The 25,710-nt window shown below is 34.7% G+C and carries 22 protein-coding genes; 7 read left to right on the top strand and 15 right to left on the bottom strand.

Going from position 1 to position 25,710, the window contains the following annotated elements:
• Positions 1-269: 269 nt before the first annotated feature.
• Positions 270-1,025: a hypothetical protein gene (locus tag C3K47_RS19005; protein WP_103790746.1), complete on the top strand. Its 756-nt coding sequence runs from the start codon at positions 270-272 to the stop codon at positions 1,023-1,025.
• A 354-nt stretch (positions 1,026-1,379) separates the two neighbouring features.
• Here the strand turns inward: C3K47_RS19005 and C3K47_RS19695 are convergent, their stop codons facing one another.
• The 5 genes from C3K47_RS19695 to C3K47_RS18980 all read right to left on the bottom strand — a co-directional run bounded on the left by C3K47_RS19695 (position 1,380) and on the right by C3K47_RS18980 (position 8,860).
• The gene (locus tag C3K47_RS19695) at positions 1,380-2,351 is read right to left on the bottom strand and encodes a hypothetical protein (protein ID WP_207765331.1); all 972 of its coding nucleotides are present in this window, start codon (positions 2,349-2,351) and stop codon (positions 1,380-1,382) included.
• A gap of 155 nt (positions 2,352-2,506) precedes the next feature.
• Positions 2,507-3,562 carry an HNH endonuclease domain-containing protein gene (locus C3K47_RS18995; RefSeq protein ID WP_103790745.1) on the bottom strand — a complete coding sequence of 352 codons (1,056 nt, stop codon included), beginning with the start codon at positions 3,560-3,562 and terminating at the stop codon, positions 2,507-2,509.
• 148 nt (positions 3,563-3,710) lie between these two features.
• On the bottom strand, positions 3,711-6,854 hold the full coding sequence (locus C3K47_RS18990; protein WP_103790744.1) for a DUF3427 domain-containing protein: 3,144 nt from the start codon (positions 6,852-6,854) through the stop codon (positions 3,711-3,713).
• Entirely contained in the window at positions 6,847-7,236 is a 390-nt protein-coding gene (locus C3K47_RS18985; protein ID WP_103790743.1) for a (deoxy)nucleoside triphosphate pyrophosphohydrolase, read from the bottom strand. The genes C3K47_RS18990 and C3K47_RS18985 overlap by 8 nt, the downstream gene beginning before the upstream one ends.
• Positions 7,237-7,573: 337 nt before the next feature.
• Positions 7,574-8,860 carry a PDDEXK family nuclease gene (locus C3K47_RS18980; RefSeq protein ID WP_103790742.1) on the bottom strand — a complete coding sequence of 429 codons (1,287 nt, stop codon included), beginning with the start codon at positions 8,858-8,860 and terminating at the stop codon, positions 7,574-7,576.
• Between the two features lie 587 nt (positions 8,861-9,447).
• Here C3K47_RS18980 and C3K47_RS18975 point away from each other — a divergent pair.
• Genes C3K47_RS18975 through C3K47_RS18960 form a run of 4 tightly spaced genes read left to right on the top strand, consistent with a single transcriptional unit; the run spans position 9,448 to position 11,167 of the window.
• Complete coding sequence (locus C3K47_RS18975; RefSeq protein WP_103790741.1) at positions 9,448-10,251, top strand: hypothetical protein; 804 nt, start codon at positions 9,448-9,450, stop codon at positions 10,249-10,251.
• 1 nt (position 10,252) lies between these two features.
• Positions 10,253-10,705 carry a DUF5675 family protein gene (locus tag C3K47_RS18970; protein WP_103790740.1) on the top strand — a complete coding sequence of 151 codons (453 nt, stop codon included), beginning with the start codon at positions 10,253-10,255 and terminating at the stop codon, positions 10,703-10,705.
• A 2-nt stretch (positions 10,706-10,707) separates the two neighbouring features.
• On the top strand, positions 10,708-10,956 hold the full coding sequence (locus C3K47_RS18965; protein ID WP_103790071.1) for a hypothetical protein: 249 nt from the start codon (positions 10,708-10,710) through the stop codon (positions 10,954-10,956).
• Between the two features lie 16 nt (positions 10,957-10,972).
• Positions 10,973-11,167, top strand: coding sequence for a hypothetical protein (locus tag C3K47_RS18960; protein ID WP_243392583.1), 195 nt, complete (start codon positions 10,973-10,975; stop codon positions 11,165-11,167).
• 130 nt (positions 11,168-11,297) lie between these two features.
• Here the strand turns inward: C3K47_RS18960 and C3K47_RS18955 are convergent, their stop codons facing one another.
• Both C3K47_RS18955 and C3K47_RS18950 read right to left on the bottom strand, forming a co-directional pair.
• A complete protein-coding gene (locus C3K47_RS18955; RefSeq protein ID WP_103790738.1) occupies positions 11,298-11,708 on the bottom strand; it encodes a DUF6943 family protein in 411 nt (136 codons plus the stop codon).
• 421 nt (positions 11,709-12,129) lie between these two features.
• Positions 12,130-12,945: a hypothetical protein gene (locus C3K47_RS18950; RefSeq protein WP_103790737.1), complete on the bottom strand. Its 816-nt coding sequence runs from the start codon at positions 12,943-12,945 to the stop codon at positions 12,130-12,132.
• A gap of 400 nt (positions 12,946-13,345) precedes the next feature.
• Here C3K47_RS18950 and C3K47_RS19630 point away from each other — a divergent pair, with 400 nt between their 5' ends.
• The gene (locus C3K47_RS19630; protein ID WP_165784742.1) at positions 13,346-13,501 is read left to right on the top strand and encodes a hypothetical protein; all 156 of its coding nucleotides are present in this window, start codon (positions 13,346-13,348) and stop codon (positions 13,499-13,501) included.
• Between the two features lie 129 nt (positions 13,502-13,630).
• Here C3K47_RS19630 and C3K47_RS18945 read toward each other — a convergent pair whose 3' ends face one another.
• The 5 genes from C3K47_RS18945 to C3K47_RS18925 form a co-directional block, all read right to left on the bottom strand.
• A complete protein-coding gene (locus tag C3K47_RS18945; RefSeq protein ID WP_103790736.1) occupies positions 13,631-14,257 on the bottom strand; it encodes a hypothetical protein in 627 nt (208 codons plus the stop codon).
• A gap of 14 nt (positions 14,258-14,271) precedes the next feature.
• The gene (locus C3K47_RS18940; RefSeq protein WP_165784741.1) at positions 14,272-16,551 is read right to left on the bottom strand and encodes a ThiF family adenylyltransferase; all 2,280 of its coding nucleotides are present in this window, start codon (positions 16,549-16,551) and stop codon (positions 14,272-14,274) included.
• On the bottom strand, positions 16,538-17,704 hold the full coding sequence (locus tag C3K47_RS18935) for a ComEC/Rec2 family competence protein (protein WP_103790734.1): 1,167 nt from the start codon (positions 17,702-17,704) through the stop codon (positions 16,538-16,540). The genes C3K47_RS18940 and C3K47_RS18935 overlap by 14 nt, the downstream gene beginning before the upstream one ends.
• 297 nt (positions 17,705-18,001) lie before the next feature.
• On the bottom strand, positions 18,002-20,740 hold the full coding sequence (locus C3K47_RS18930) for a tetratricopeptide repeat protein (protein ID WP_103790733.1): 2,739 nt from the start codon (positions 20,738-20,740) through the stop codon (positions 18,002-18,004).
• Positions 20,741-21,017: 277 nt separating this feature from the next.
• On the bottom strand, positions 21,018-21,848 hold the full coding sequence (locus tag C3K47_RS18925; RefSeq protein WP_133159420.1) for a hypothetical protein: 831 nt from the start codon (positions 21,846-21,848) through the stop codon (positions 21,018-21,020).
• Between the two features lie 141 nt (positions 21,849-21,989).
• Here C3K47_RS18925 and C3K47_RS18920 point away from each other — a divergent pair, with 141 nt between their 5' ends.
• Complete coding sequence (locus C3K47_RS18920) at positions 21,990-22,523, top strand: thermonuclease family protein (RefSeq protein ID WP_103790731.1); 534 nt, start codon at positions 21,990-21,992, stop codon at positions 22,521-22,523.
• On the opposite strand, the gene C3K47_RS18915 is transcribed toward C3K47_RS18920, so the two are convergent.
• The 3 genes from C3K47_RS18915 to C3K47_RS18905 all read right to left on the bottom strand — a co-directional run bounded on the left by C3K47_RS18915 (position 22,469) and on the right by C3K47_RS18905 (position 25,605).
• Positions 22,469-23,553, bottom strand: a protein-coding gene (locus C3K47_RS18915) for an IS3 family transposase (RefSeq protein ID WP_243392582.1) whose coding sequence is annotated in 2 segments (ribosomal slippage) — positions 22,469-23,301 and positions 23,301-23,553 — 1,086 coding nt in all. Because the reading frame shifts where the segments join, the coding sequence is not laid out codon by codon here. The two genes, C3K47_RS18920 and C3K47_RS18915, sit on opposite strands and share 55 nt — an antisense overlap.
• 247 nt (positions 23,554-23,800) lie before the next feature.
• A complete protein-coding gene (locus tag C3K47_RS18910; RefSeq protein ID WP_103790730.1) occupies positions 23,801-24,547 on the bottom strand; it encodes a hypothetical protein in 747 nt (248 codons plus the stop codon).
• Positions 24,548-24,621: 74 nt separating this feature from the next.
• A complete protein-coding gene (locus C3K47_RS18905) occupies positions 24,622-25,605 on the bottom strand; it encodes a phospholipase D family protein (RefSeq protein ID WP_103790729.1) in 984 nt (327 codons plus the stop codon).
• Positions 25,606-25,710: the final 105 nt, after the last annotated feature.

The raw sequence follows: 25,710 nt of genomic DNA, 5'->3' as shown, positions 1-25,710 counted from the left end.
GATTTTTGCAATCAGCCGCTTGTCGTAACGACTCTTCTTGTGCAATCTAATTAAATACTGGTCTTGTTCTAACTTTTTTTCCATACATCTTTTTTTGATGTATAGTTATAATAGGACGAGACACTTATACAAACCCTTAACATGCTAAATGAACCATTTTGGTGCAATGCGAACGGACTGATTGATAATTGATTATTGGTGAGCCATATTTGAATAAGCTCGGGCAAAATGCTGAGGCTGAAAACAAATAAAACTTAAAAAAATCTAAAATGACAAAACAACATGGACTGATTAAACTAGAAGGAACTATCGAGGATATTTCTTTCTATAAGCGCAATGGGACTTATTTTGCGCGCCGTAAGGGTGGGGTTTCTGGTAATCGAATAGCACGTGATCCTTCTTATGCACGTACCCGTGAGAATAATAGTGAATTCGGGCGAGCTGGAAAGGCTTCAAAATTGATCCGACAAAGCTTAGGTCCATTATTGCAACCTTACAATACCAGAAACTTGCATACCCGACTGGTGACACTGTTGCTGGGCATCATTAAAACCGACAACATTAATGCGCGCGGACAACGTACCATACAAAATGGGGAGTTGGGTTTTCTTCAAGGTTTTGAATTTAACGAAGATTGCCCGTTGGGTACCAGTATTTATGTGGCTTACGGCACTTCGATCGATCGCACAACGGGTATACTAACCGTACAAATCCCGGAATTTAACCCGATCTCAGATCTGGTTTCTCCCTCCGGTGCTACCCATTTCCAACTGGTGATGGCTGGTATGGCACCGAATTTCGACAACCTGAGTTCTGAAGTACAAAGTACCCGCAGTGCCTTTTTACCCTTGACCAACTCTATTGCTGCTGCTCAAACCCTTACTGTTACTTTAACAGCTATCAATGATTTTCCTTTAGTGCAAATTCTTGGTATTGAGTTTTTTCAGGAAGTAAATGGGCAATATTACCCGTTGAACAATTTTTCATTTAATGCATTGAAAATGATCGGAGTTTCGTCAGAATAGATGCATTACCAACCACTGGAAAATGTTTCGATTTAAACGCTGTCTTTGGAAGAAGATGGCGTTTTCTGTTAATAGAAGCAATGAAGATGTATGTCATTGCTCCTTTGCTTTGGGATATGGATGATTTTGGAGGGTCATCCCGGTATCGTTCGAGACTGGAAAGAGAGTGTGTGTGAAAAGGAGAAGCTTTTGAAAAGCAGATTAATAATTAAAATACAAAGGCATGAATGGTATTTTGGGACTTTCTATTCGCTCTACAATTAAAGAGCACCTTGCTAAAATTGAGTTACAATTAAATTAAATGACGAATTTCTACAATTATGCTTGGATTCTGTTATGAATATCACTGGAGAATTAAAATACACTGTCCAATGTGCTAGCTGAAAGAATTTTCTCTTTTGAAGAATACCTAGGGCTTTGTGGTGCCTTATTTTTTATTTTTCCTAATGGTATTTTTTTTATTTCTTGAGCAGGGTCGGTAAAATAAAGAATGTATTTGTTTGAGTCTTCATATTGTTCAATGTTTTTAATTTCAGCTATATGTGTAATTGCTGAAACCGGTGCAACTTGATATGCAGCTATGTATTTAATCTTAGGAATCATAGATGCATTTAAACGTATCGAATACCAGGAGTTTTGCCCTAAAAAAACCTCAGTAAATCCATCTTCTCTAGCGGGAACTACAATTGTATCAATTTCTGAAATGTCTATTTTTTCAGTGTCTTCAATAACCTCATTCAGAAATGGTTCAAACTCATATAATATTTCATCATGAGTGCTTTTATGACGTTTTACAGTAATTATCTCGACTGGAAACTTAAATCGACTTATGAGAACTGTTTCCAACTCCTCTTCCAATTTGTCAATTATTAATAATGCATTAAAAGAGTCTTTTTTATGAATAATGGATTCCAACAAATAATCCACGTTTTCGTATCCATTCTTTTTCGCGAAATCCTCACATAACTGCCAATCAATTGGTCTTTTTTGCAGCATATCCTTAATGATATTCTTGACTTTAACTTTTGATGACTCAAATGATAAAGAGAACTCAAGTATTTGCACTGCAATATGTTTAAGATGATGGTGGCTGGCTAAATCATTTTCAACTACAAAAACCTTAGGATCATTGCTGTTTGTCAGGTCTATTAAGTAACCATCAGGAAGATTATTTGTGTTTCCTTTCGCTCCAATTCGCTTCTTATCATTTAAATATATTCTTGAATTGCCGAATAAGGCTTCTTTTATTTCGCTAACCACATCCTCTAATTCAATTTCTTTTTCAAAAGGTAGTTCGAAATATTTTGTCTTTTTATTCCATAGCATAATTATTCTGATAAAGAAGTTACAAGAAATTGCTTCTTTTGAATTTAGCAATTAATAAGACATCAATCCTCTTCTAAAAGTAATTTACCTAAAGAATTTTGACAATAAGGAGAGGACAATTGTGTGAAGTTGCGAGGGCAGGCTATAACAAACATTTAAAGCTGCAAAAATTCAAAACCGTTATTGGAGGCTATAGTAATCAAAGGTTGAATTATTTCTTTAAACTTTTCCTTTGAGATACTTTCAAGACTTGGAAAAATTGTCAAGTATTCTTCCAGCAATTTATTATTCGGAGATTTTTCACTTATTATTTCAACTGCAGTTTTTTGCAAGTCAAAAAAAGGATCGTAGTATTTTTCAAATTGTGGCAGCTTATCACTTTTTGAACAATTAAATGATTTATCAGCAGGAATCAAATTCCAAATCAAATCATGTGAAACAAAACCATAGGGAATGAAATGCTCAACAGCATAATTACCAATTGTTAGAAGTTTACCGGTATAAATACATTTAACTTGTCCCAGTTCTCTCAAAACTAAATCCCAATATTTAGTTCTTTGCTTTGTTAAACTACTTCTAATTGCTGGTTTTATTAATTTATTTGCAATGTCTGGAATATTTGGATTTTTGACCTGTAAAAACATAGTGAGATTCCACAAACAAAAATCTTTCAATATTCGAGAATTGACCGTTAAATAATTTTTCCATTCAGGATTAATTTCAATCCTATCTTCATACAATGCATATAAACAGTTACCCGAAAATACTTTTGATTGATTATAAATTCTTTTTTCCCTTCCATTATCTGTTTCGTTAATTTTTTTGGGAAACCAAGGGCTTAAAAACCAATGAGGAACATTTTTATCAAAGTGTTTAAGTTGCCGTACAGTTTCTGGACTTTCTGTTTCTCTAAGTATTTTAACAATCACGTCTTTATTTTCATCAATTGTGATTTCCTCAACTTTATTAATCAAACGGATTGCCTCCTGAATTAAATCTTGTTTCCCAAAGGAAATATGAAAATAGTTTACTGTGAACCAAGCATTTGAAATCATCCTTGAAAAAAGGCTCCGTTTTGAGATCATCAAGTTTCCATTTTCGACTTCTTGCAGAATTGAAAGGAACCAATAATACTTATAAGTTGCAGATGTATTATTAAAGCAAGCTGAAAGATAGTTAATGGGTAACTCATTAGAGTGTGGTAAGACCATAAAGCTTATTTCTTTTGGTTTCTAAGATAGTTTTCAAAATGAACAGAGTCATTGTTAAAAAAGAATAATTCATCCAACACTTTGTACATATCCATTAAATGACTCATTCTTCTCCGATGTCAAAATCTCTCTTTTTTATACTTAAATGCTATCCTACAGCCATCTTAGCTGAATCCTTCCATAAATATGCAGGCATCGGCTCTTCTAACTTCCACTCTATGCTCATTGGTTTAGCCCCCTGATAATTCAGAAAATCAACCTTACCTAAGAATACATATGACATTGTAAAACCATATTCATCGTCATTCTGCTCTCTCACAAAAAGTAATACATTCTTTTTTAACTCTTTGTGATATATGTAAGATTGTCCTTTTGGAGAATTAGGGCTTGTAGAGTTTTGTGATTGCCAATGAAAGAGTGTATCTGTAATAGCGTAGTCATCATACAAAGTAGTTGGAGAATAATCTTTCTCCGATTTCTTTAGGGTAACAAATAAGATCTCTGTATTTATATCACTGATAAAGGCAACTCCTTCTCTGTTTGAGGCTTGTTTCTGAAAAGTATGTAAACCAAAAGCAGAAAGAATTTGATCTCTGTTATATCTACTATGAACTTTAAGTGGCTGAACAAAATCCAACTCTATTTCTTTTTCAATAAAATCAACCTTTGATAGTTGAAGCTGAATGAATTCTTTAAGTTCTTCAATTAAAATCGAGCTTAACATTAGTGTCGATAAACTTTCTTTTAAATCTTTGAACCCCATTTTTGGACCCGACTCTTGCCATATATCATAATGAAGCATCAATGCCATCTTTTTCTCCTCTTCACTTAATAAATCGAAATCAATGCTTGATTCAATTACGCGTAAAACAAAGTTGAGATATGAAGTTGAATTGCATTGTAAAAGCTTCTTACTTATTGTTCTGAATAACTCTTTCTCATTTGGTTCATTAAAATCATTGATTATTCCAGCATCAGCACATAAGCGTTTCCAGCTATCTTTCCGGTAGATTAATGGTAGATCAAGATGATAAAAGTTAAGAAAGTTATTTAGGGTTAAAGGTAGAGTTGATTGATGTTTGAAATTTCTAATCTTAGCAATTAACTGAGTTCGATTGAACCCAATTGCTTGTTTAATATTGGCTAAAATATATTCCTTCGCTTTTTTCTCCAATACTATTGAGCATCCTAAAGGCAGATGCGGAAAATCACTTTCGATTTCTTTTTGGATAGATGTATGTGTTTTTCCGATCAATGCTCTAAACTTATGTTCAAAATCATATTCCGCTCGAGCGTTTCCAACAAAATCCAAAACAGTTAAACACTCTTTGTCTTTGGATAACCTTAACCCCCTACCCAATTGCTGTAAAAAGATGGTCAGACTTTCTGTTGGTCGAAGAAACAATACCGTGTCGATCTCGGGTATATCAACACCTTCATTGAATATGTCGACAACAAATAAGTAATTGATTGTACTCGATTTAAATTTCTCTCTAATTATATCTCTATCATCCGAATTATCACTGGTCAAATAATCCGCTTTAAAGCCCGCTAAAACAAACTTTTCAGCCATATATTTTGCATGTTCTTGACTTATGCAAAAACCTAAAGCCTTTGGATTATGAATGTCTGTAAGGTATTTATCAAGATTCTTTATGACCTCTGCTACTCTTCTGTCAGACTCCGTATATAAATGGGTTAATTCAGATACATCATATTTCCCGTTTCTCCAACTAACCTTTGACAAATCAACACTGTCTGGCAATCCAAAATATTGAAATGGACATAGTAGTTTTCGATTTAGCGCTTCGGGCAGTCTTATTTCAGCGGCAATTGTATTACAAAAATCCCTTAATATATCCTCTCCATCCATGCGCTCAGGAGTGGCTGTTAAACCTAATAGAACCTTTGGTTTAAACTTCTCCAATAACGGTCTATAACTATTTGCAGCAATATGATGTACTTCATCAATGATAATAAAATCATAATAGTCTTCTGAAAGACTTAAACTCTTTAATTGATTGTTTAAAGTTTGAACAGAAGCAAAAACAAAATCATAATTTGTAGGAGCAAGCCCTGCAACCCATAGTTCACCAAAGTTATTGTCCTTTAAAATATGTTGAAATGCTTGCTGAGCTTGCTCTAAAATCTCTTTCCGATGAGTTACAAATAGTAATTTAGCACTTGAATTTTCGTCTTTAAACCTCTTGTAATCAAAAGCAGAAATGATGGTTTTGCCTGTTCCTGTTGCTGCAACAACTAAATTTCTAAAATGATTATGGGTTAATCTTTCAGCCTTAAGTTTTTCTAATATTTCTTCTTGATAAGGGAAAGGCTTTAAGTCAAAAAAGGAAAGTATAGTTTTACGGTCTTGGGATTTTTGAGCTTTTAATGCATTATCAAGCTTTTTTACATCTTCACCATTACGATAATATTCAAAATCATTGTCTAACCAATAAGTATCGAATGTTCTTTTGAATTTATCGATGATGTGGCTGATCTCTTTAGAAGTGACTTTTAAATTCCATTCAAGTCCGTTTGTTAGAGCTGATCTTGAGATATTAGAAGAACCTATATACCCCGTATTAAAGCCTGTATTTCGGAGAAACAAATAAGCTTTTGCGTGGAGACGTTCATGCTCGGAATTATATGATACTTTTATCTCAGTATTAGGCAAGGACGATAAAAACTCAATCGCTTTCACATCAGTTGCACCCATATAAGAAGTTGTAATTATTCGTAGCTTCTTTCCACTTTCGGTGAACGACCTCAGCTCCTTCTCAAAAATCCGAATTCCTGAAAATTTAATAAAAGATACTAGCCAGCGTATTTCGTCGGCCGAAAGTATTTCCTTTTTTATCTCACTTTCAAGAGAAAGACCAACATTACTTCCTGTAAACAATTCACTTTGAGAAAGGCGAGAATAAGGCGTAATCTGCTTTAAAAACAATTCAAAATCAGAAAAGGAAGCATCAACTTTGGAGAATACAGCTTGTAAAACTTTACCTTCAGTATGAAGTAAATCATTTTCAAAATCAATGTTATTTAGTTCTGTTCGTAGTAACTGAATAACCTTATTACATAATTCAACCTGCTTCTCAACCTTATCATCACCAGTATAAGAGTTTAAAGCAAAACGAATACTTTCTGACAAATAAACACTCAAATAACGAGCGGCTTCTTCTTTGTCTATTTTAGTTTCACTGATATAGAATTCATCACGACTTAATGATTCAATTTTTTTCCAAAGAATCTTATTTATTAACTGTTCGTAAATTCCTAATTCAAGCATTTTTTAAGATCAAATATTCCTCAAGAATTGGCAAATCAGCTTCTGCCCAATCCAACTGTTTTAATTGATGTGGTTTCAACCATTTATACTCCTTGTGTTCCAGTAGAATAATTTGCCCTTCTAAAAAATGACAAACAAATGGTATCAATTTTATTTTCTTATTGGGGTATTGGTAAATATTAGGTGTCAGTTTGCTTACAACTTTAACATTAATATTTAGCTCTTCGTAAATCTCTCTAAGAATACAGTCCTCCTCTGTTTCTGTTTCATTAATCTTCCCGCCAGGAAATTCCCATTTTAAAGGCAGAGACATTAATTCACTTCGTTGAGTTACCAGGACATGATCATCTTTTTCAATTATAGCACAGGTGACATTAATCATCGAAAACTTGGATATCTATAATTATTTAAAGACTAAATGAACTATTCAATAATTGACTAAAATAAAAATTAGAGATACAGTTTACAGTAATGTAGTTCGGTTTTTTTGTAAATCGTTGCACCATCAAAACAGCAGATCTCGAACCTTAAATCAACTAAAACTCAGAAGCCAGTGAATGAGGCATTTTAAAAAATTTAAATTCAAAAGGTTAAATAAAATTAACTAAATAAAGAAGGGAGGCAAACCTCCCTTTATTTTTTTATTTCTAACTCCAAATTGGACTTTAATTTAATATAATGTTTCTTATCTCACTGTTTTGGAATTATGTTTTCAAACATTAGATAAACATTATCAAATTCTCTTGTTCTTCATTATTTATAGCCCCAAAAAAATGAGATATAGCAACCAAATGGTTTATGTGATTCTCAAAATGATTTATATGTATAACTTCATAACTCACATTACCTGAAAAGGGTTCTACAATATCAAAATGATATTTATTATCAAGATATTCTTCATTATCTATTACATAAATCATTTTTATATTATTAGTTAAACATTTTTTGAGTTTTATCTCATCTCTTTTTTTATTCTCTTTAAATGATTGATTTGCCCATTTTTCACCTTTTCCTGCAAAATCAACTGATTTAAAATGTTGAATCCCTTGGCATTCAATTGCTATATTGTGATCTGGAAGATAAAGATCCAATGATTGTCTTCCTAACCATTTAAACCTCTTTTGTCTTTCATATTTTACATTTTGTTTATCCAAAACAGATGCAAATTCACTCTCCATTTTAGATTCATTACAAATAGGGCAGCCACTTTTTTTAGATAAATGATTATTAGGACTAACCTCAAACTCACCATGTATTCGACAGATAATACAAACATTCTTCTGTCCATTGATATATTCAACTTTTGAGTAATCATACTTCTCATCAAAAAACTCTTTTGCTTTATTAATAAAAAGTTCTTTACCCATTGCTCTGTCTTTCGCCATTTGGTCAAAATTACATTTAGGGCAGCCATGACCTTGTAAATGTTGGTTTGCGGTTTGTTTAAATAATCCATGAACAGGACAATTAATCTCAACCTTGTCAGTAGCATTAAAACACTGACTCTTCGAATAGTCATACTTACTTCCATGAACCTTTTTAGCATTTTTCAGAAAATAAACAGTACTATACTTATTTACTTTAGATTTAGCTATTTCTCTTCCACATTTTCGACACCCACATTTTAGCCTAATGTGATTATCGGGTTTTTGTGTAAACTCCCCGTGAATAGGGCATATAATCGTAATTTTAGTGCTATTATTTTTCCATTCTACTTTAGAATAATCATATTTATCCCCATGTATTTCCTTAGCTTGGGTAAGGAATGTTTCTATAGTAGTTACTCTATACTTTCCACGCTTATATTTCCACGCACATTTTAGGCATCCATTTCCAGATAAGTGATTTGTAGGTGGCTGATAAAACTCTCCATGTTCTGGGCATATTATACAAACTTTTGAGTGGCTACCAATATATTCCACTCTGGAATAATCAAATTTATTCCCATGTATTTTTATTGATTTTTCTATAAATTCAGATGTGCTACTTTGAAGATTTTTGCTCATCACTTCAATACATTATCGGAATTACTTATTAAGACTTGATTTCCAGCTGATTAGTCGCCCGCTTGCCCATAACGACTCGCTAATGATCGTTTATTCCTCATATAGTAAATAAACGCAACAAGTCAAAGGTGTAAGAATTGAACTTTAAATAAATTGATGAAAATCATATTTAAACAACTTAACACTCTGAATAGGTCAACTATATAGATATTAAGTAAATACTTAACAAATAAGGAGTATTCAAAAAGATATAGCGCATATCGAAGCATTTCGTACAGGCAACAAAGAAAGCGCTGTTTATTTATCATAAACAGCGCTTTCTTAATTTCCGGTGGACCCTCGGGGTCCATTTTACTATGTATAAATAGCTGATTTTAAGCTATTTAAAGCGATTTTAAAATATTGGTAAAACATAGGTAAAACATTTTTGAAAACCTGTGTTTAACTTTCTCCATCATTTTTTAAAGAACAATCTCTTCACTCCTATTCGATGCACTTGCACTCTTCTGCACTGCAATAATATTTAATAAATCTCTGATTACCAATAGATTTAGCTAAAATATTTATCATTTAAAAAGCTAAAAACTATGGCAAGACAAAAAGGCTCCTTAAAGTATGTGGGCACCCTGGGCGATATCCGCCACTTCAAAATCAAAGGTCAAAAAGGCTACTTTGCCGGAATGGTTGGCGGTCCAACCAGTCAGCAGGTAAAAACGGCAAGCGAGTTCAGTCGTACCCGTGAAAACATGAATGAGTTTGGCGGTTCTGCCAAGGCCGGTAAGTCGTTGCGAACAGCATTCTCTGCTTTACTCAATTCCATGTCTGATTCACAGCTAACCGGCCGGGTTACTGCAGTTATGAAAAAAATCAACCTGGAGGATCAATCGGAAGCTCGTGGTTACCGAGCAATTCTTATTTCGCAGCAACCTCAGTATTTATTGGGTATTCAATTTAATCGAAAGATCAATTTTGATACCGTGTTCAATGTTCCTTTTGCTGTTACACCTGCAGTTAATCGTTTGAGTGCCGATTTACAGGTGGAGGCATTTGATCCCTTCAGCAAGGTAAGAGCACCACTTGGGGCTACCCATTTTAAAGTAGTCCTGGCATTGGGAGTGGTTTCTGATTATGCTTATAATGAAGCAACGAAAACTTATGAGCCATTAGCTGCAGCTGAAAACGAAGCTTCGGCTGTAGCAATCTCTGGTTTCCAGGATCTGAAACAAACGGTACCAGCTTTGAACTTAAGCGCTGCTTTATCAAACTTGGCAACTGTTTCAACTGATGCAACTGTAATGGCTGCCATTGGAGTAGAATTCTACCAACAAGTAGGTGCCAATTATTACTTGTTGAACGGAAGCAATGCATTAAAACTGATTGCTACTTTTTAGGATGGCACACATTGAACTTAAACGAATGGCTCAGGGAAAATCATCTACCCTGAGCCATTTATATGTTAACGGAATTTTTGCGACTTATCTTTTAGAAGATGCGATACGTAAAAACAAAGTACCTGGTAAAACGTGCATACCGGAAGGTTCTTACAAACTCCTTTTAAATACCTGGGGAGGCATGAACTTGGATTACCGAAAACGTTACCCAGAGATGCATAAAGGAATGATCGAAATTTCAGGGATTCCCAATTTTAAATCGGTCTACCTGCACATTGGCAATACCATACATGACACTGCAGGTTGCCCCCTTTTCGGATCTTGGTATAATTTGGTGAATGGCGAATTTGAAGTTTACCAATCTCGCCTGGCTTACGAACGCATCTATCCCGTACTAACAAAGATCATCGCTGCTGAATCTGTTCATTTAACAGTTACCAATCAACACCTCTAACTATGTCAGAACTTGGAATTTTCTTTGGGTCCTTAATTAGTCTGCTCCTTTCGGTAGTAGCTTATTTCATCCGGCAGCTGCACACTGATTTCAGAAAAGTAGAACGTGATTTATCAGAAGTGAAAACCACTACCTCGCTGATCAAATCAGAATTTAAAAACGGTTACGATCTGCTAAATCAAAAAGTAAGCTACCTGGAAAAACGAATCGAAATTTTAGAACATCAACAATTTAAAAACTATGAACACTGATAAAAAAATCACCCTGGTGGACCGGGTAAAGTCTCCCACTCCTAAATTCTTCCGCAAGATCCGCACAATTGGTTTAATGATTGGTGCCGTTGGCGGAGCACTATTGGCCGCTCCAGTCGCATTGCCTGCAGTGGTCGGCACCATTGCCGGATACCTGGCTACAATTGGCGTGGTGGCCTCGGCAGTAAGCCAAACGGCTGTCAGGGATTGACCTCATATTCTATTTATTCAGTCAAAGTCTCGGGCAGAAACCCGAGACTTTTTTGTCATTAGCCCAATCCAAACATGAAATATGTATTCTTTAGGAATGACTTAAATGTAGTTAAAGGCATTAAGTAACCTTAGCGCAGCAGTTTGTATAGCATTGCCTTTTTAGCTTCTTTATTGAGCTTTACTTGGCTTTCTATGATTTTACTGTGTTGGTTAAGTGTTTTAATAACCGAAACACTTTGCTCAAACTCCAACGGTTTTTCATTGATTTTGATTTGAGCGGTTTTAATGACTGTTGATAGATCATCTAACCGAATAAAAGGAATTACAGACCCGGTTATAAATGGCAGAAAATATCCTCCTTGCCAAAGGCCAAAGCATAGGGTAAAGAGCTGTTCTTTTTCTTGGTCATCTTTACAAATACAGGTAAAGCAATTGGGGCAAGGATTTTCTAATGGTTTTCCTGCGTTGTTGCCTTTTGAAAGAAGATAGAATTCAAAGGCTGATTTGGAGTTTTTCTGTGAATAGGTTTTGAGGCGCATAACTAGAGTTTTAAAGTTTTGCGCTTCGCTCCATAATTCTAAAAGAGAGAAGAAAAAAACGAGAAAAAAAGAAAAGAGAAAGCCGCTTTTTTAGGGGCGCGGGTTAGCCTCCAAAAGGAAACGGAATAAATGGATATTGGGCAAAGGCTTTGTGGGTTTATGCCGTCCCTTTTGGAGGGTATAAGAAAGGGGCTGTGCAAGCCCCTTAACTTTGGTGTATCTTTTATTTTTTGAAGCAGAACAACGATGCTATCTACTTTTTGTATTATGCGGACCTTGTATAAGCCCATTTTCGACAGCTAAATAAAAAGCTACCAAGGATTTAATGATGTTCATATTTGAGTTTGTTCGAAGATTTAGCTCTAAAATTACCAACCCTTAATTATTGATTGGTATTTTCTAAAAATAAAAAAGATTAGGCTTAATAATATACATATTCACGCCTTATCTGTGAACTACCACTGTATTTATAATTAGAATAGGCGGTGAAATTAATGGGCAAGTAATCATTATTAATTTCTAATACCCGATTGATTGTACTTAATATTTCACCTGCTTCGTTTTTCTCGATTTCTTCGATGCAGTTATTCGGTGAGTAGTAGTTACTAAAATCAAATATATCTTCAAGCTTATATTTAGGATTTATGTTGTTGTCATATTTGTATTCTTTATAGAATGTTTCAATTTGATCATTAAAAAAATCTTTTTTCTCTTCTGATATTATATTCCCCTTACTATCGTGTTCAAATTTATATTTGGTTATTATTTCCATAGAATCTGAAAATACATTACAGGAAACAAGATTTCCGTTTACATCGAAATACAAAACCAGCTTCCTGCCATACATAGTTGTACTACTTCCATGTACTGATCCATGAGCGAGGTCACCCATTATTTGTTCGATTTCAATTTGTCCATTTCCGATATAGTTTAATTTAAAGATTTGGGTGAGAATTAAATCCTTAACTAAACCATTCCAACTATAATTTTCAATTTGTGTTAGCTGCTTATTTTTATAAAAATATTCATGCCTTTCAGATATTCCTTGATCGAATTGGTATTCATATTTTTTCAAGGTGTTATCACTGTTGTAATAAAATATTCTGACTTGATCGGCAGCACGGTGATAAAATTCTTTATACAGTTTATTATGATGGGAAAGCTCAGGTACTTGGTCTTTTTTGCAGCTTACAAATATTACGGCACATACGATAAATATCCAGAAAAGATTTTTCATGGTTCTTGATAAGTGATAGATTAAGTAGTGCAAGTATAATAACTAAAAGTTAAATTTTATGTGATTTGGAGGTGAGCGGCTATAAGCAGGTAAAACAGCCTTGAGCGTGCGTTGGCCTTGTGCCGCGAGCCGCTTGCGAGTGGAGGGAATGGTGGGAGCAAACAGTAGCCCGAGGTACGAGGGCGGTTTGCGACCTATGTAGAAAGGACGCGGCTTTTGGAAGTCGAGGTTTGTGCGAGGACAAAAGCTAGGCGGCCTGCACTACACAAGGGTTGGCGGACTTTTTGGCTGCGCAGGCAAATCAGGTCGTGTAGGGAATCCAAAAAGTATGACAACCCGCAGCCTGACCGACTAGCAGGCGAGCCTAAACACGAGCAGCGACCGGGATGGTAGCGGCTGAATGTATGGAGCCGAGGTACGAGGCGTAAGGAATGAAGCGGCTGCCAGCACGGAAGTAGCTGCTATGACGAATGAGGAGCCGAAAGCAATGGGTATGACAGCCTGCCGTCAGGCACCCGAAGGGTATAAAGTGTTAATGCCAATTGTTACTTTATAGGCTGGCGTACCCATTGCTGGCGACGATTGAGGAATGCCTATTTACCTGTCGTGGGAATGATAACCTGCAGATATATAAAGGACTAAAAAGCACCAAGCCATGCTAGATGCTTTTTAGTAACTATCATGATTATTTTGTCTCTATTGCTAAAACGTTTGTAACAAACCTACGGCCTCTATTTTGTGCTCCTATAACCACAATAATATATTGAACTACCAAAAAAGAAAAGTAATATATATTAATGGGCCAATTTTCAATAACGAGAATAGGTAATCCAATAAAAACAACAAAAAGAAAACACAATGAGGCTAAATCTCTTGCTAATAAGAAAGCTCGATGGCTCTCTGAAATCACAATGTCCAAAGAGTTTTTCTTATAAATTTTATACCATAGCTTATTTTGCTCTGAAGGATTTTTAGGTAAAGGTCCATGAATGTCTTTCAGTCTTTTCCTATCAACTCTTGTATCTTCTTTACTGAGTTTTGAAAAAGCTTCCGAGCCGGGTAAAGGGTGCTTCAGTTTCCAAAAAACCAAAACAGCTTTTTGATTGCTGGACAATAATCCGTTCAGAAGAAACAATATCAGAGGAGCAATAGAAGCTCCTAGGCCTCTTAAAATAAGAATGATATCAAATTTATATGTTAGTTCTTTAAAGTGTATGGGTAAAAATATGCCGCAAACGATCAAAATATTTGCAGATAGTAGAATCCATAACTGAGGTGTATTTTTTGCTTTTAAACTTATTTCTTTTTCCATATTTGAATACGCTTTTAAAACACATGTGGAAATATTCCGTCTGGGGTTATTATAGATAAAAACACAGGCAATGGAGGTTGCAGCTTACTACACTCCTCTTTATGCTTCTTCACACTTGTCATATCTTGTTGACTCAGAAAATTAGGACCATCTGGGTGAGTGTGCCATTCGCCGATATAACCAATTTGGCCCCCCGTACTACTTTCTATTTCAGAAATTTTCTTCGACAAACCGCTTTGTCCTCTAATAAACAGGGTAGAACTACTCTTGCTATCAATGGGTGCTTTAATCGAGTCTGTAATATGAATTGTATTTGTTTTATAATTAAAAACGCCTACAAATACACCTCCTGTTTCACTTTTTCCAGCTACAGAAAACTCTTTTGTTAGTTGTTCAATGATGCCCGATTTAAAACGAATTGACCATTTTGAATCGTTAACTGCTTTAAAGGTATCGAACGGGTTAACACTTATCACCTTAGTTTCAATTCTATAGTCTTCTTCGTCCAAAATTCGGTTCAGATATATTCTACCTTTAATGGAGAACTTAGCCATTTCTTTCTTTAAAGCCCCGGAGAAATATGATGCATGAGATGATATTTTATCATCCGACAAAATTGTCGTTTCAGAATTACACCCAACCCCAACCTGAATTGTTAAATTATTAGAGCTTGCCGCTAATCGTTCATTTTGAAGCCAATTTTTAATATTTTCATCGCTTGCCGACAGACTGTATAGGTACACTTGTAAATCATCAATTCTCGGATTTCTGTCCTCACCTTCTTTATACATTATTCCCAAGTTCCCGAAATCAGAAATTGATGCACTGACAACCTTGCAGCCATCCAAGCTTTTTAGCGCAGCCAATTTGTTAAAGAACGCCTCAGATGCAGTAAAGTCTAATACCCAATCACATTTTTCGAAAGTTTCTTTCTTATCAATTAGTCCTTTTTTAAAGGAGGGGCCGTTTAAAACGTTTGTTTGCTCAAAGGGATAAATCATCCTTATCTTTTCTGCTAGCGCCTCTGCCTTATTTTTACCCACTTCATCTCCATATAAAACGTGTCGAACTAAATTATGGGGAGAAATATAATCCGGATCAATAAGTGTTAAATTCGTTTGTCCGGACCTGGCAAGATGCATGATTATCTTAGAACCTATTGCACCACATCCGAAAACGACATTGCTATTGTCAAGGTCTATCCTCCTGCCTGAAATATGACTTGCTAATTTGGGCGTCAGGGGTTGATTATGAGACAGTAAATCGACAGATATGTTATTAACCACCTTTCCGTCTTTAACATCACCTGAATCAAGTTTAAATTGAAGGTTTATAAACTCAATATTAGAAGAATAGCCGATCAATTGGCTTGGTCTACGAATTCCAATTATAACAGGAAAATAAACATATTCGTTTAGTTCATTACACGTTGCAATAAACTTTTCAAATTCTTCATAATTAATGCAATAAAATTCACAGAACAATTTAAACTCTTCCCATGACCTTGGAATATTTACTTCATATTCGCTTTTTAAGTCGCCTTCTTCATTCCATAAGATATAGCCAAAATGATATTTCTTCCTTGTTACATCTTCTGTTCCTTTTTTGCGTTCCTCGTCAACTTCCTTGATTGTAGTAAGTGTATTTTTATGTGTGATGAGCTTGACAAATTTATAGGTATGTCGACCAGTAAGATTAAGTCGTTCAAACAAAACAATTGAAAATTTATCTCCAAACTCAAATGCCGCCTTACTTGTAATGACACTCAAAATAGTATCATAGTCATAAATTATACTCCCAGAATATCCTTCTAACCTTAAAGGCTCGTATTGTTCACCATTTTCAGTTAGGTCACCTGTTGCTGCATCCCTTAACCAATTGCTTATACGTATTACTATGTCCTCAATTCTTTTGTTTGCATACCATTCATCGGCATTTCCACGCACATAGCAAAAAGCAGGGGGGCGATTGTTTACTGCTACATACAAATGTGCAAGGTTGTTCTTAGGGAAATTTATCCGATCAGTATAAACTCTTGGGGCTAAAACAGGATAATTGATGAGATCAAACACAATAATAATAGGCTCGGCTTCTCTAATATCCAAATTTTCAAAATTGCCCAAGCTTGGTAAGTCAACATTAATTTCAATTGGAATGGCGATACAACCATTGCCCCAATCTAAAATCCTTACTTTATCACCTATTAGCCTTTCCAATGATTTTAGAGAATCCTGAAGCACAGGATTCTCTACATCATTCGCGAAAATGGTTAAGCTATCACTAAACTTTTCCATTTCCATATTTTGAAGGTGTGTTTACAATACCTAAGCCTGCACTTCCAGCAACTTTAGCTGCGCCTTCAGTCTGCTTAGGTTTTACAATACCTTGTGATGTAACCTCAAACACAATTGGCTGTGGAATTTTACTTATTACATTATAAGTAGTTGTATTAAGAAAATTTCCTTCAGTTACTTTTTTAACGTATTCACGTTTAGCCTCATAATGCGGTGGGTTATCATCATCATTTAAAATCTTCTTACTAGATGCAATAACCTTAGCATTGTTCCTTTTATAGTCCAACACCTCTAATGAAGTCTTCTTAGGGGTCGGATTTTCCTCTTGAGGTCTGTCATTAAAAAACGACCAAGAGCAATGGTGAGGGGAGAGAAACAGATCCCATTTCAAAGCATGCTCATTCTTGTACTTCTTGGTTTTTTCTAAAATAATACACCAAGAGGTGTGGTCAGAATCACCTCCAAACATTGCCAAAGCAGAGAAGTCCTGTTGATAAGATGCATTTTTGAATCTGGCTTGAAACACGATACTGGTGGAATTCTTTTTATCATCCCCAAGTGCTTCAAGGTGTTCTTTAAATGGCGCATGAATAAAGATAGAAAACAGCTCTTGATCTCTATCGTTAAAACGAGTAACAATATCTCCGGGCTTAGCTCTCAAATGATCCAGGTCTTTATAGTTGGCTTTTCCATCATAGCCAATAATTTTTATCCTATTCCCAGGATTGTTTTTCTTTGGGTCATTTTTGCGGTGAAGAGTAAGGCGACGTTCTGCCTCTTGCTGATAAGCATCTTCGTCTTCGTTTGAGTGTTCTTCTGCAATCATAGGGGAGAACCACATGGTGTCAACCCGGATAAACCCTTCTTTTTTGTCAGATTCAGAATATTTTTCGGGCGCTCCCTGATAGAAATGATTTTTAAATCCTCTACAGTGATCTTGATCCCCATGAGTTAAGATAAATACATCAACGTAAGGAATTCCGTTTGTATACTGCACGCTTCGCAGTAAATCCTTTTTTACATCATAAGTCTCATTGTCATCACAATTCCTTATGTTACAATCAACCAAAATAGTTGTGTTGTCTTCCAGTGATATTAAAGATGAATCTCCGTTTCCCACAGGGTAATACTTAATACTAGCATTTTTTGCCATTTTCTTTTCTTGTTTTTATTATTATTTGATTTAATACCCCCTACCACAATGCATGAGGGATTCCTCTTCCAGCGGAAATATTAATCGCTGGACCTTAATTGACCACAGTTGAAGAAAGAAAATGACAATTATACTTGCACAAATGGTTTGTTTATTTATTTTTGTGCTGTTGTAATGATAATATCATTTATTCCGTTTCCAACTGTGGACTTCACAGAAACACTCAGCATAACTTCAGATTTCGCACTTCTTAAAGTATGCTTACAGTGTAACTGAAGATGATTGATTTTCGCTTAATTAATTTCTTAAATACTCCACCTCCTTTTTTAAATCGTTAATAGTTTCGGTTAACTCTTTACCGGCTTTAAGATATTCCATTGGATAATGTTCTTTAAGCTCGTTCATGAGCAAATAATATATTGGCTTAAGCATTGTCTTAAGATCCAAATCATTTGTATCACTGAATAGGTCTAAAGTAAGGTCGTATTCCTTTTTAGCAATGAGTAAGAGAAAAAAATCAACTAATTCTGATAGTACTTTATGAGAGAATTTATTTTCTTCTTCATCACTGTATATTTCACTTATATAATTGATTTGTTTTTTGATAACACTAACAGAATCTATCAATTTATTATTCCACAAAAGTATTTTAGCATAATGCAAGTTGAAGCGAATGTTATTACTAATTGGCTTATGTTTTTCAAGCAACTCTAGGGCAAATAGCATTTTATCATTTCTTTTTGAATTATAAATACACTCCACCCAACATCCAACTACAGAATTATCACCTAACTCTAAAGCCTTAGCAAACATTTCATCTGACTTCTTAAACTCGGCACGCTTATTATAGATATGGCCAAGTTGATGAGCTGACTCTGAATCATTATTGGAGAGCCCTTGTTCAAATGTAGCAATGGCTTTATCAGTTTGTTTTTGTTTCATAAACAACCTTGCCAGTTGATTATAACCATCAATTTCTCCTTTTTCAATTGCCAATAAAAATTGCTCCTCTGCCTTTTTATAAATGGGTTTTTTTTGAACTAGATAAAATCTACCCAGATTTATATTACTGTTCTCCTCCTTCTCTTTAACTGCATCCAACAGAGCGTTTTCAGTAGCCTTTTTATCCTTCTTTTTAGTAAATAATTTAGCCAACGCTGTATTCGATCCGTTTAATTTAGCATTAACAGCATCCTTAAAGTACTTCTCTGCTTTTTCAAAATCTTCCTTTTCTAGGTAGATATTGCCTAAAGAAAGGAGAGACTTTTTAATGTTTTTTGATACAGCTAGTTCATGATATTTTATGGCTGATTCAATGTCTTTTTTCTCTTTATAAATGCTACCAAGTCGATTCGCTGCATAAGGATGGGGATGAGGAAGAGTTAGAGACTTTTCATAATAACCCATAGCTGTATCAGGGTCATTTAGATGAAGTTCATAAATTATACCTAAAGTGATCGAGATCATAGAATTTTGATCATCTAATGCCCATGCTGACTTTGCAGCCTCCAACGCCTTTTGATGATCCCCTTGCATTAGGAATATAGACGTTGCTAGTAGGAAATAGGCAATATCTTTATTTTCAACATCCTTAAGACGAAGAACAGCTTCTTCAAAACGTGCCTCCTTTACCATTTTTTTGATATCTTCTAGAACATCTTTTTCAGTTGTTTTAGATCTTTTCAGCAATCTATCTGGGAGGACGGAATTAGTAGCACTAATCAACTCTTCTTTCAAATTGTCTGGAATATTTTCACAAGACAGAAAGGTGTTGCCCATATCGATTGCAGCATTCGCATCATATTTGCCGTTTTTAAGATTTATGATATGATTTTTAAGTCTTTTAGTTAATTCACTTTCATCGCACCATGCATCAAAAAAACGAACTAGCCATTTCACATTTTCCTTGTCATGCTTTCTGCCGAACCTCATTAAATACCAAATATTCATAAAGCGTTCCTTTATTAGGTACAAATGGTTTTTTGTTGAAGTTGGAACTTTATCAATCAACTGATTTTTTTCTAGATAAGATAAGATTGATGATATATTTTTACTTTCCAACCTGGTACGCTTTGCAATCTCTTTAACAGAAATGGCATCCCATTTTCTAGCTATTGCATCTATTACTTTCTGTTGTTGAGTTGATAACTGATCCAATTCTGATTTATACAATAATGTTAACGTATCTATCAAAAGATAGAGGTCTTTGATAGCCTTGCCATTTTCATTATCTAAGAAAATTTGGAACAGATATGATATGGTTCTTGGTACACCTCCGGTGAGTCTTCTAAGTGCTTCAACTCTACCAGGGTAACTGGCAATAATTTCCCTAATCTGATCTTCTTCGCCGTATTGTTGCCCTATATTAATGAGAAGTTTTTCGCAATCCTTTTGTGTTAAGCCATCCAATTGAATTATATTGAAAAACTTGTAAAATGGATCGGCAAAATCAATACTACCATCATTATATGAAGTTGAAGAGCCAATTAATATAAAGGGAGATTTAGAGGTTAGAATTGACTTAAGCTTTTTTTTCTCATTTTCATTAAGCTTCTTTAGGAAAAAGTTAATATTCTCAATAAATAGAATGGCGGTTTTATTTATTGATTGTAAAAAATTCTGTAACAGATCAAATGATAACTGCTCATAGTTTTCTTCTGTTTCGATAATGTTATCTATCGAATTGGATAGCTTTTCTTTGTAAAAATTATCCTCAATACCAATAGCAATAGCTTCCCATAAGTTTGTTAGGTCAGAAAGGTTATATTGCTCCTCTGAGAACATTATGGGTATGTAATTATCAGATAATGGTTTTTCATCTAATATTGCGTAATTCAATCGATGCATCAAGGTTGTTTTTCCAGCTCCTCGCTGTCCTATAATGATAGTATTCAAAGATTCTCCATCTTTAGACGTATTCAGCAACGTTTTTTTGATATCATCAAATTCATTTATACGAACTACAAACCCGTCTACCATTGCAGCTTTTGATTTGTTTCCCGTGTTGTTTCTTAATAATACATCTTGGTTACTCATATTATAACGATAAAAACTTCGTCAAATTTAATAACGATTATTTAATCGTCAAAATATCTAACGATTTTTTTTTCGTCAATTGTATTTGGCCTTTGATCGATGTCACTGGGTAGGGAAGTATTGACTCCGGAATTTAAAATAAAACAACCTGCTCAACTTAATGAGCAGGTTCACATCTACCTATGAGTTACGATTGGGAAGCGACTCATTTCTAATATAATAAAATCAATAAATTATAGGAATCTATCTACAAATATTTGACAAAATTAACGGGTAGTTAATTGTATAAATATTGGTAAAAGGATTTAAAGCAATAATATAGATAACGAACCGGAAAAACTAGGATTGACAAATACATCAGTAAAACGTATTTAAAATCAGAAATGAATTTCTTTTTTGCATGAATGATATTCGCATCTTGGATTTTCGATTTAATAATTGCCTCATTTTTACTAATGGTTAATTCTGCTTTATTCGGTTTATATTTAACCGGTTCATCACCCTCAAATGAAAATGAAAAAGATTGTGGTGCCTTGTACTCATTTTCAGACTCTCTTGATAACTTTTCTTTCCTAGCCCTTGATCTTTTTTTCATAAATGCTATTAATTCTTTACTTGGTTCTTCATTTATCCTTTTATTAAATTCTATAGTTCTTAATTCATTTATTGAGTCATTTATTCTTTTGTTTTCTCTGCCCAATGAACGTGCATATGCTTGAATGGACTCAAATTGATTGTTATAATAAAAATTAGAACATAATTGGAAAAGGAAATAACACAGAAGGAATACCAATAGAATTAGAAAGTATTTTATTTCACGTTTCAAAAGCTTTTTTTTCTCAGACTCTTTAATATTTAATCCTGGAACTTTATTAAAAACAAAAAATAATAAGCCCATTATTAATAGAAAAATGAGGGTTTGAATAAACAGCTGTAGGCTATTTATCTTTACCATTTCCATTGGAATAATTGAGTCTCCCTGAAAAAAGAATGAACGATAAATTATGGTATGATGGTAGTTTAAAGGAGTGAAAAAGAATAACATGATTAAAACACCTATTAGTGTTAGAATGAGTACGACTCTTTGATATATGTTGATATTCTTCATTATACTAATTATATTTTGTGCAGCAAGCTATATTAAAGGACATTTACTCTAAATGATTTTAATCAATTAAAAAATTACATTTTACCATGACTTTTAGTGTGGATATATAACTATTGAATTTGACATTATAGGTGATAATTTATGACCCTTATTTTAACTTTTCTTCTTTTTATAAATAGCCACCTTATTTCAACTGTGGAAGGCAAGGTTATTTCAATTGCTGATGGATATACCATTACCATACTAACTGAAGATAATCAGCAAATAAAAATACGGTTGCATGGAATTGATTGTCCTGAGAAAAAACAACCGTTTGGTATGGCTGCAAAGCAATTTACCAGTAATTTGGTATTTGGTAAAACCATTAAAGTGAAAATTACAGATATAGACAGATATGGCCGGAGTGTTGGAATTGTTTATTTTAATGACTCAGAAATATTAAATGAGAAAATTTTGGCTGCCGGCTTAGCCTGGCATTATACGAAATACGATCAAAATCCTGCCTGGGATGAATTGGAGAAAACAACCAGGAATAAAAAGGCCGGACTATGGATTGATCCAAATGCCGTTGCGCCTTGGTGTAAGCTTCCCCATTTTTTGGGCCACTCAAAAGTAGAATTTCAATTCATTAATTCCTCCAATAAATCCATTGGAGTTTTAAAGTTTAAAGACTGATGAGGCCGATTGTAATTGTAATCAGCCATCCATTCTTCTGCCTTATCTCGAACCTCTTTCAAGGTTTTAAAGACATAGGCATTTAGTAGTTCCCGTCGAATGCTCCCGTTGCATCGTTCAATGAATGCGTTCTGGGTGGGTTTGCCCGGCTGAATGAAGACGAGCGTTACTTTATTATCCTTACTCCAATCGTCCAGTTTCTTAGAGATGAACTCCGGTCCGTTGTCCATTCGAATCATTGCTGGCAATCCTCTGGCTTCTTTTAATTGATCCAACACCCTGATTAATCTGGCTGCCGGCAACGAAGTGTCGGTCTCGATGGCCAGCACCTGACGGTTGTAATCATCGATGACATTCAACAGTCTGAACTTACGACCGTCCCACAAACTATCGCTCATGAAATCCACCGACCAGACCTGATTAATGGTTTCTGGTTGAAATAGAGCTTGCTTGATTCTTGCAGGCAAGCGCTTTTTGGCCCGCCTGCGAATGTTTAATTTCAGTGTGGTGTACACCCTGTAAACCCGTTTATGATTCCATTTAAACCCTTTACGCCTAATGCGACTGTAACTTTGCCAGAAACCAATGGCAGCATGCTTTTCTACCAGCTGCCCTAACTGATCAATGATTGCATCGTCATTCTTGGGCCTGGGCCGATATTGAAACGTGGTTCGTGGAATGCGCATGGTTTTACACGCCTGACGCTCGCTGATGCCATGGGCAGCAATCATGTGGGCCGTCATTGCTTTTTTCTGGTCAGGCGTTAAAGCTTTTTTGCGATCGCATCTTTTAATGCCTCGTGGGTTAAACTGAGTTCGGCAAACATGCGCTTAAGGCGACTGTTCTCATCCTCCAACTCCTTCAGGCGTTTCAGTTCGCTGGCCTCTAAGCCTCCGTAACGTTGCTTCCATTTATAAAATGCAGCGGTACTGATGCCCAATTCCCGACAGATATCTTGAGTTGTTCTGCCGTTTTCATGCTCTTTGATTGCTTTTACAATCTGTGTTTCGGTAAATCTGGTCTTTTTCATTTTGCCAATTCAAAGTTAATTCCTTTTCGGTAAATCCCCTCGCTATCGCTGCGGGGAGAATTCTACTTTTAATTGGCCCAAGTTCGGGGAAGGGTACATTGGGATTGGAGGAAATTAGAGAAATACATTAAATAAATGTAAATGGGCCGTCTTATAGCGGCCCATTGCTTTGATAATTATATTTTTTTATCATTCCAGAAGATAATATTTAAAATACCTCTATTGATTTATAGAATCCAAGGATTTCTTATTCATCTTCTAGGTATTTAGAATAAACATAGCCATAATACCCATCCACCAAAACTTTGTAATAAACTGATCCTCTTTCAATTATATGAATTATTGATGATTTGGGTATATCATAAACTTTTGTTGAAGTTGCCGATTCAGGTGAATTCCATAAAATAACACCACCTACTGCATTCATTATTTTCGTTGAATAAAGGAAACTACTAGATTCTTCATCATTCGAGTTTGAGCTAGAAATATAATCATCAAAAAAATCAACCTTATTAAAGATTCTAAAAACATATGTAGTAAGCGACTTATATTCTTCTGAACTTTGAGATATATAAGCTACATAGTTTTTTCCCGCGTAAACTGCATTTATAGAATTATCATTAATCCAAGATTTTAGTTGTTTCATTCCTAATGCCAACACCCTAGACTTTATAATTGAATATTGATTCTTGTTGAATACTTGATAAGAAATTCGATTCTCGTAGCTTTCCTTGTAATGCAATTCGAACCATGCTAAGGCCTTTCCTTCATCAAAGTCAGATTTACCATATGCCCAATAAGCGGTAGAATATCCATCATTATCTTTTTCTGATGAATGACTAAACTGCCATCCTTTACTGTTCAAATAGTCATTAATATTATCTAAACTTTTACTTTGCAAAGAAATTAATTGGTCAAAGTTTAAGTATTGTCCATATGAAAGAAAACTAATTAGGCAAAATAGTAATGTAAGAAATAATTTGAGAATTTTCATTTTGGAAAAATTTATGATACAAAGCTGATTTGCTAAAATTTCATTTAATAGGATTAAAATAGAATAGGTGGAGCTTATTTGTTAGATCTGTAACATTTATTGCATTCCGGGTATAACATGGATGTTCTTTCTTGTTTCCCGCATCCATGGCAATGACTTTCCTGGTATTCAGGATTGCCGAATTGGGCCCATGTATTGTAGCATAATTTACAGTAAGGAGCTGAAGGATTGTATTGGATATTTGTTCCACAACGAATACAACTACCTCCAGAAGATTGCTGATAGGCAGGTTTGTTGTAGTTTTGACTTTGATAGGTTGTTTGTGTATTTGATGGATAACTTTCTCTTTTATCCCTTGACTCGTATCTCTTTTTTGCAGAGGTCTCCTTTACTACTTCCTCACGAGTTGGCATTGGTTCGTTTCCGGCACCTATGTAATATTCATCATCAAATTCGTTTAATTTTCTTTTTTTATAAGAACGATTAAATGAACGGCCGTAAAAATATTCGGTTTCATCAACGTGAACTATTGACTTTACATAATTCTTAGAATAACCAAAACCAAGTACCGTTTTTTTGTCATAGTATGGCCTTCGAACAAAAACAACATCACTATTTTCAATAAAATCCCAAGAATAATTCCAAGCACTTTGATCAGCAGAAGTTGCAATACTTATCAATTTCGATTCATTAAATACTCCAAATTCAATATTGTTTTGAAAAGAAGCATCGTATAAATTGATTGAGGTGATTATGCCTTTGTCATCATTTGCATAATATTTGGCATGAAGGTTAGGTACATAAACAATTGAAATGTTAGGAAACTTCTTAAAGAATTCAAAATCATCCTTGTTTAAACTTTTGCTCACTTCGCCTTCATTCTTACCGAACACCAGCGTGATTTGAAGTTTTGGGTTGTTTTCATGGTGATTAAAGAGTTTTTTAAAGTACTCTCCAAGTTTAATGTATGGAGAAACAATTAGGAGATGCTCATCCGCATTCCATATGATTTCATATATAGCCTCTTCTAAATCTTTACCGGTAACGAATTTTGACATATTGCTGCTAATTAATTTAATTATTTAGTTGTTTTAGGTTTTTGGGGAGGTGGTGATGGGTTTAAACCTTTGGTACCTTCTGATGTTGTTTTAACAATCTGCTTG

Source organism: Solitalea longa (assembly GCF_002920915.1).
GTDB lineage: Bacteria > Bacteroidota > Bacteroidia > Sphingobacteriales > Sphingobacteriaceae > Solitalea > Solitalea longa.
This window is presented reverse-complemented; position numbering and strand designations above follow the sequence as displayed.

Bases quoted from the DNA above. Each gene is read 5' to 3' on its own strand.
- C3K47_RS19695 (WP_207765331.1), bottom strand. From the start codon at position 2,351: ATGCTATGGAATAAAAAGACAAAATATTTCGAACTACCTTTTGAAAAA.
- C3K47_RS18920 (WP_103790731.1), top strand. From the start codon at position 21,990: ATGACCCTTATTTTAACTTTTCTTCTTTTTATAAATAGCCACCTTATT.
- C3K47_RS18935 (WP_103790734.1), bottom strand. From the start codon at position 17,704: ATGGCAAAAAATGCTAGTATTAAGTATTACCCTGTGGGAAACGGAGAT.
- C3K47_RS18945 (WP_103790736.1), bottom strand. From the start codon at position 14,257: ATGGAAAAAGAAATAAGTTTAAAAGCAAAAAATACACCTCAGTTATGG.
- C3K47_RS18940 (WP_165784741.1), bottom strand. From the start codon at position 16,551: ATGGAAAAGTTTAGTGATAGCTTAACCATTTTCGCGAATGATGTAGAG.
- C3K47_RS18995 (WP_103790745.1), bottom strand. From the start codon at position 3,562: ATGGTCTTACCACACTCTAATGAGTTACCCATTAACTATCTTTCAGCT.
- C3K47_RS18990 (WP_103790744.1), bottom strand. From the start codon at position 6,854: ATGCTTGAATTAGGAATTTACGAACAGTTAATAAATAAGATTCTTTGG.
- C3K47_RS18970 (WP_103790740.1), top strand. From the start codon at position 10,253: ATGGCACACATTGAACTTAAACGAATGGCTCAGGGAAAATCATCTACC.
- C3K47_RS19005 (WP_103790746.1), top strand. From the start codon at position 270: ATGACAAAACAACATGGACTGATTAAACTAGAAGGAACTATCGAGGAT.
- C3K47_RS19630 (WP_165784742.1), top strand. From the start codon at position 13,346: ATGTATGGAGCCGAGGTACGAGGCGTAAGGAATGAAGCGGCTGCCAGC.
- C3K47_RS18925 (WP_133159420.1), bottom strand. From the start codon at position 21,848: ATGAAGAATATCAACATATATCAAAGAGTCGTACTCATTCTAACACTA.
- C3K47_RS18950 (WP_103790737.1), bottom strand. From the start codon at position 12,945: ATGAAAAATCTTTTCTGGATATTTATCGTATGTGCCGTAATATTTGTA.
- C3K47_RS18930 (WP_103790733.1), bottom strand. From the start codon at position 20,740: ATGAGTAACCAAGATGTATTATTAAGAAACAACACGGGAAACAAATCA.
- C3K47_RS18910 (WP_103790730.1), bottom strand. From the start codon at position 24,547: ATGAAAATTCTCAAATTATTTCTTACATTACTATTTTGCCTAATTAGT.
- C3K47_RS18965 (WP_103790071.1), top strand. From the start codon at position 10,708: ATGTCAGAACTTGGAATTTTCTTTGGGTCCTTAATTAGTCTGCTCCTT.
- C3K47_RS18975 (WP_103790741.1), top strand. From the start codon at position 9,448: ATGGCAAGACAAAAAGGCTCCTTAAAGTATGTGGGCACCCTGGGCGAT.
- C3K47_RS18905 (WP_103790729.1), bottom strand. From the start codon at position 25,605: ATGTCAAAATTCGTTACCGGTAAAGATTTAGAAGAGGCTATATATGAA.
- C3K47_RS18980 (WP_103790742.1), bottom strand. From the start codon at position 8,860: ATGAGCAAAAATCTTCAAAGTAGCACATCTGAATTTATAGAAAAATCA.
- C3K47_RS18985 (WP_103790743.1), bottom strand. From the start codon at position 7,236: ATGATTAATGTCACCTGTGCTATAATTGAAAAAGATGATCATGTCCTG.
- C3K47_RS18955 (WP_103790738.1), bottom strand. From the start codon at position 11,708: ATGCGCCTCAAAACCTATTCACAGAAAAACTCCAAATCAGCCTTTGAA.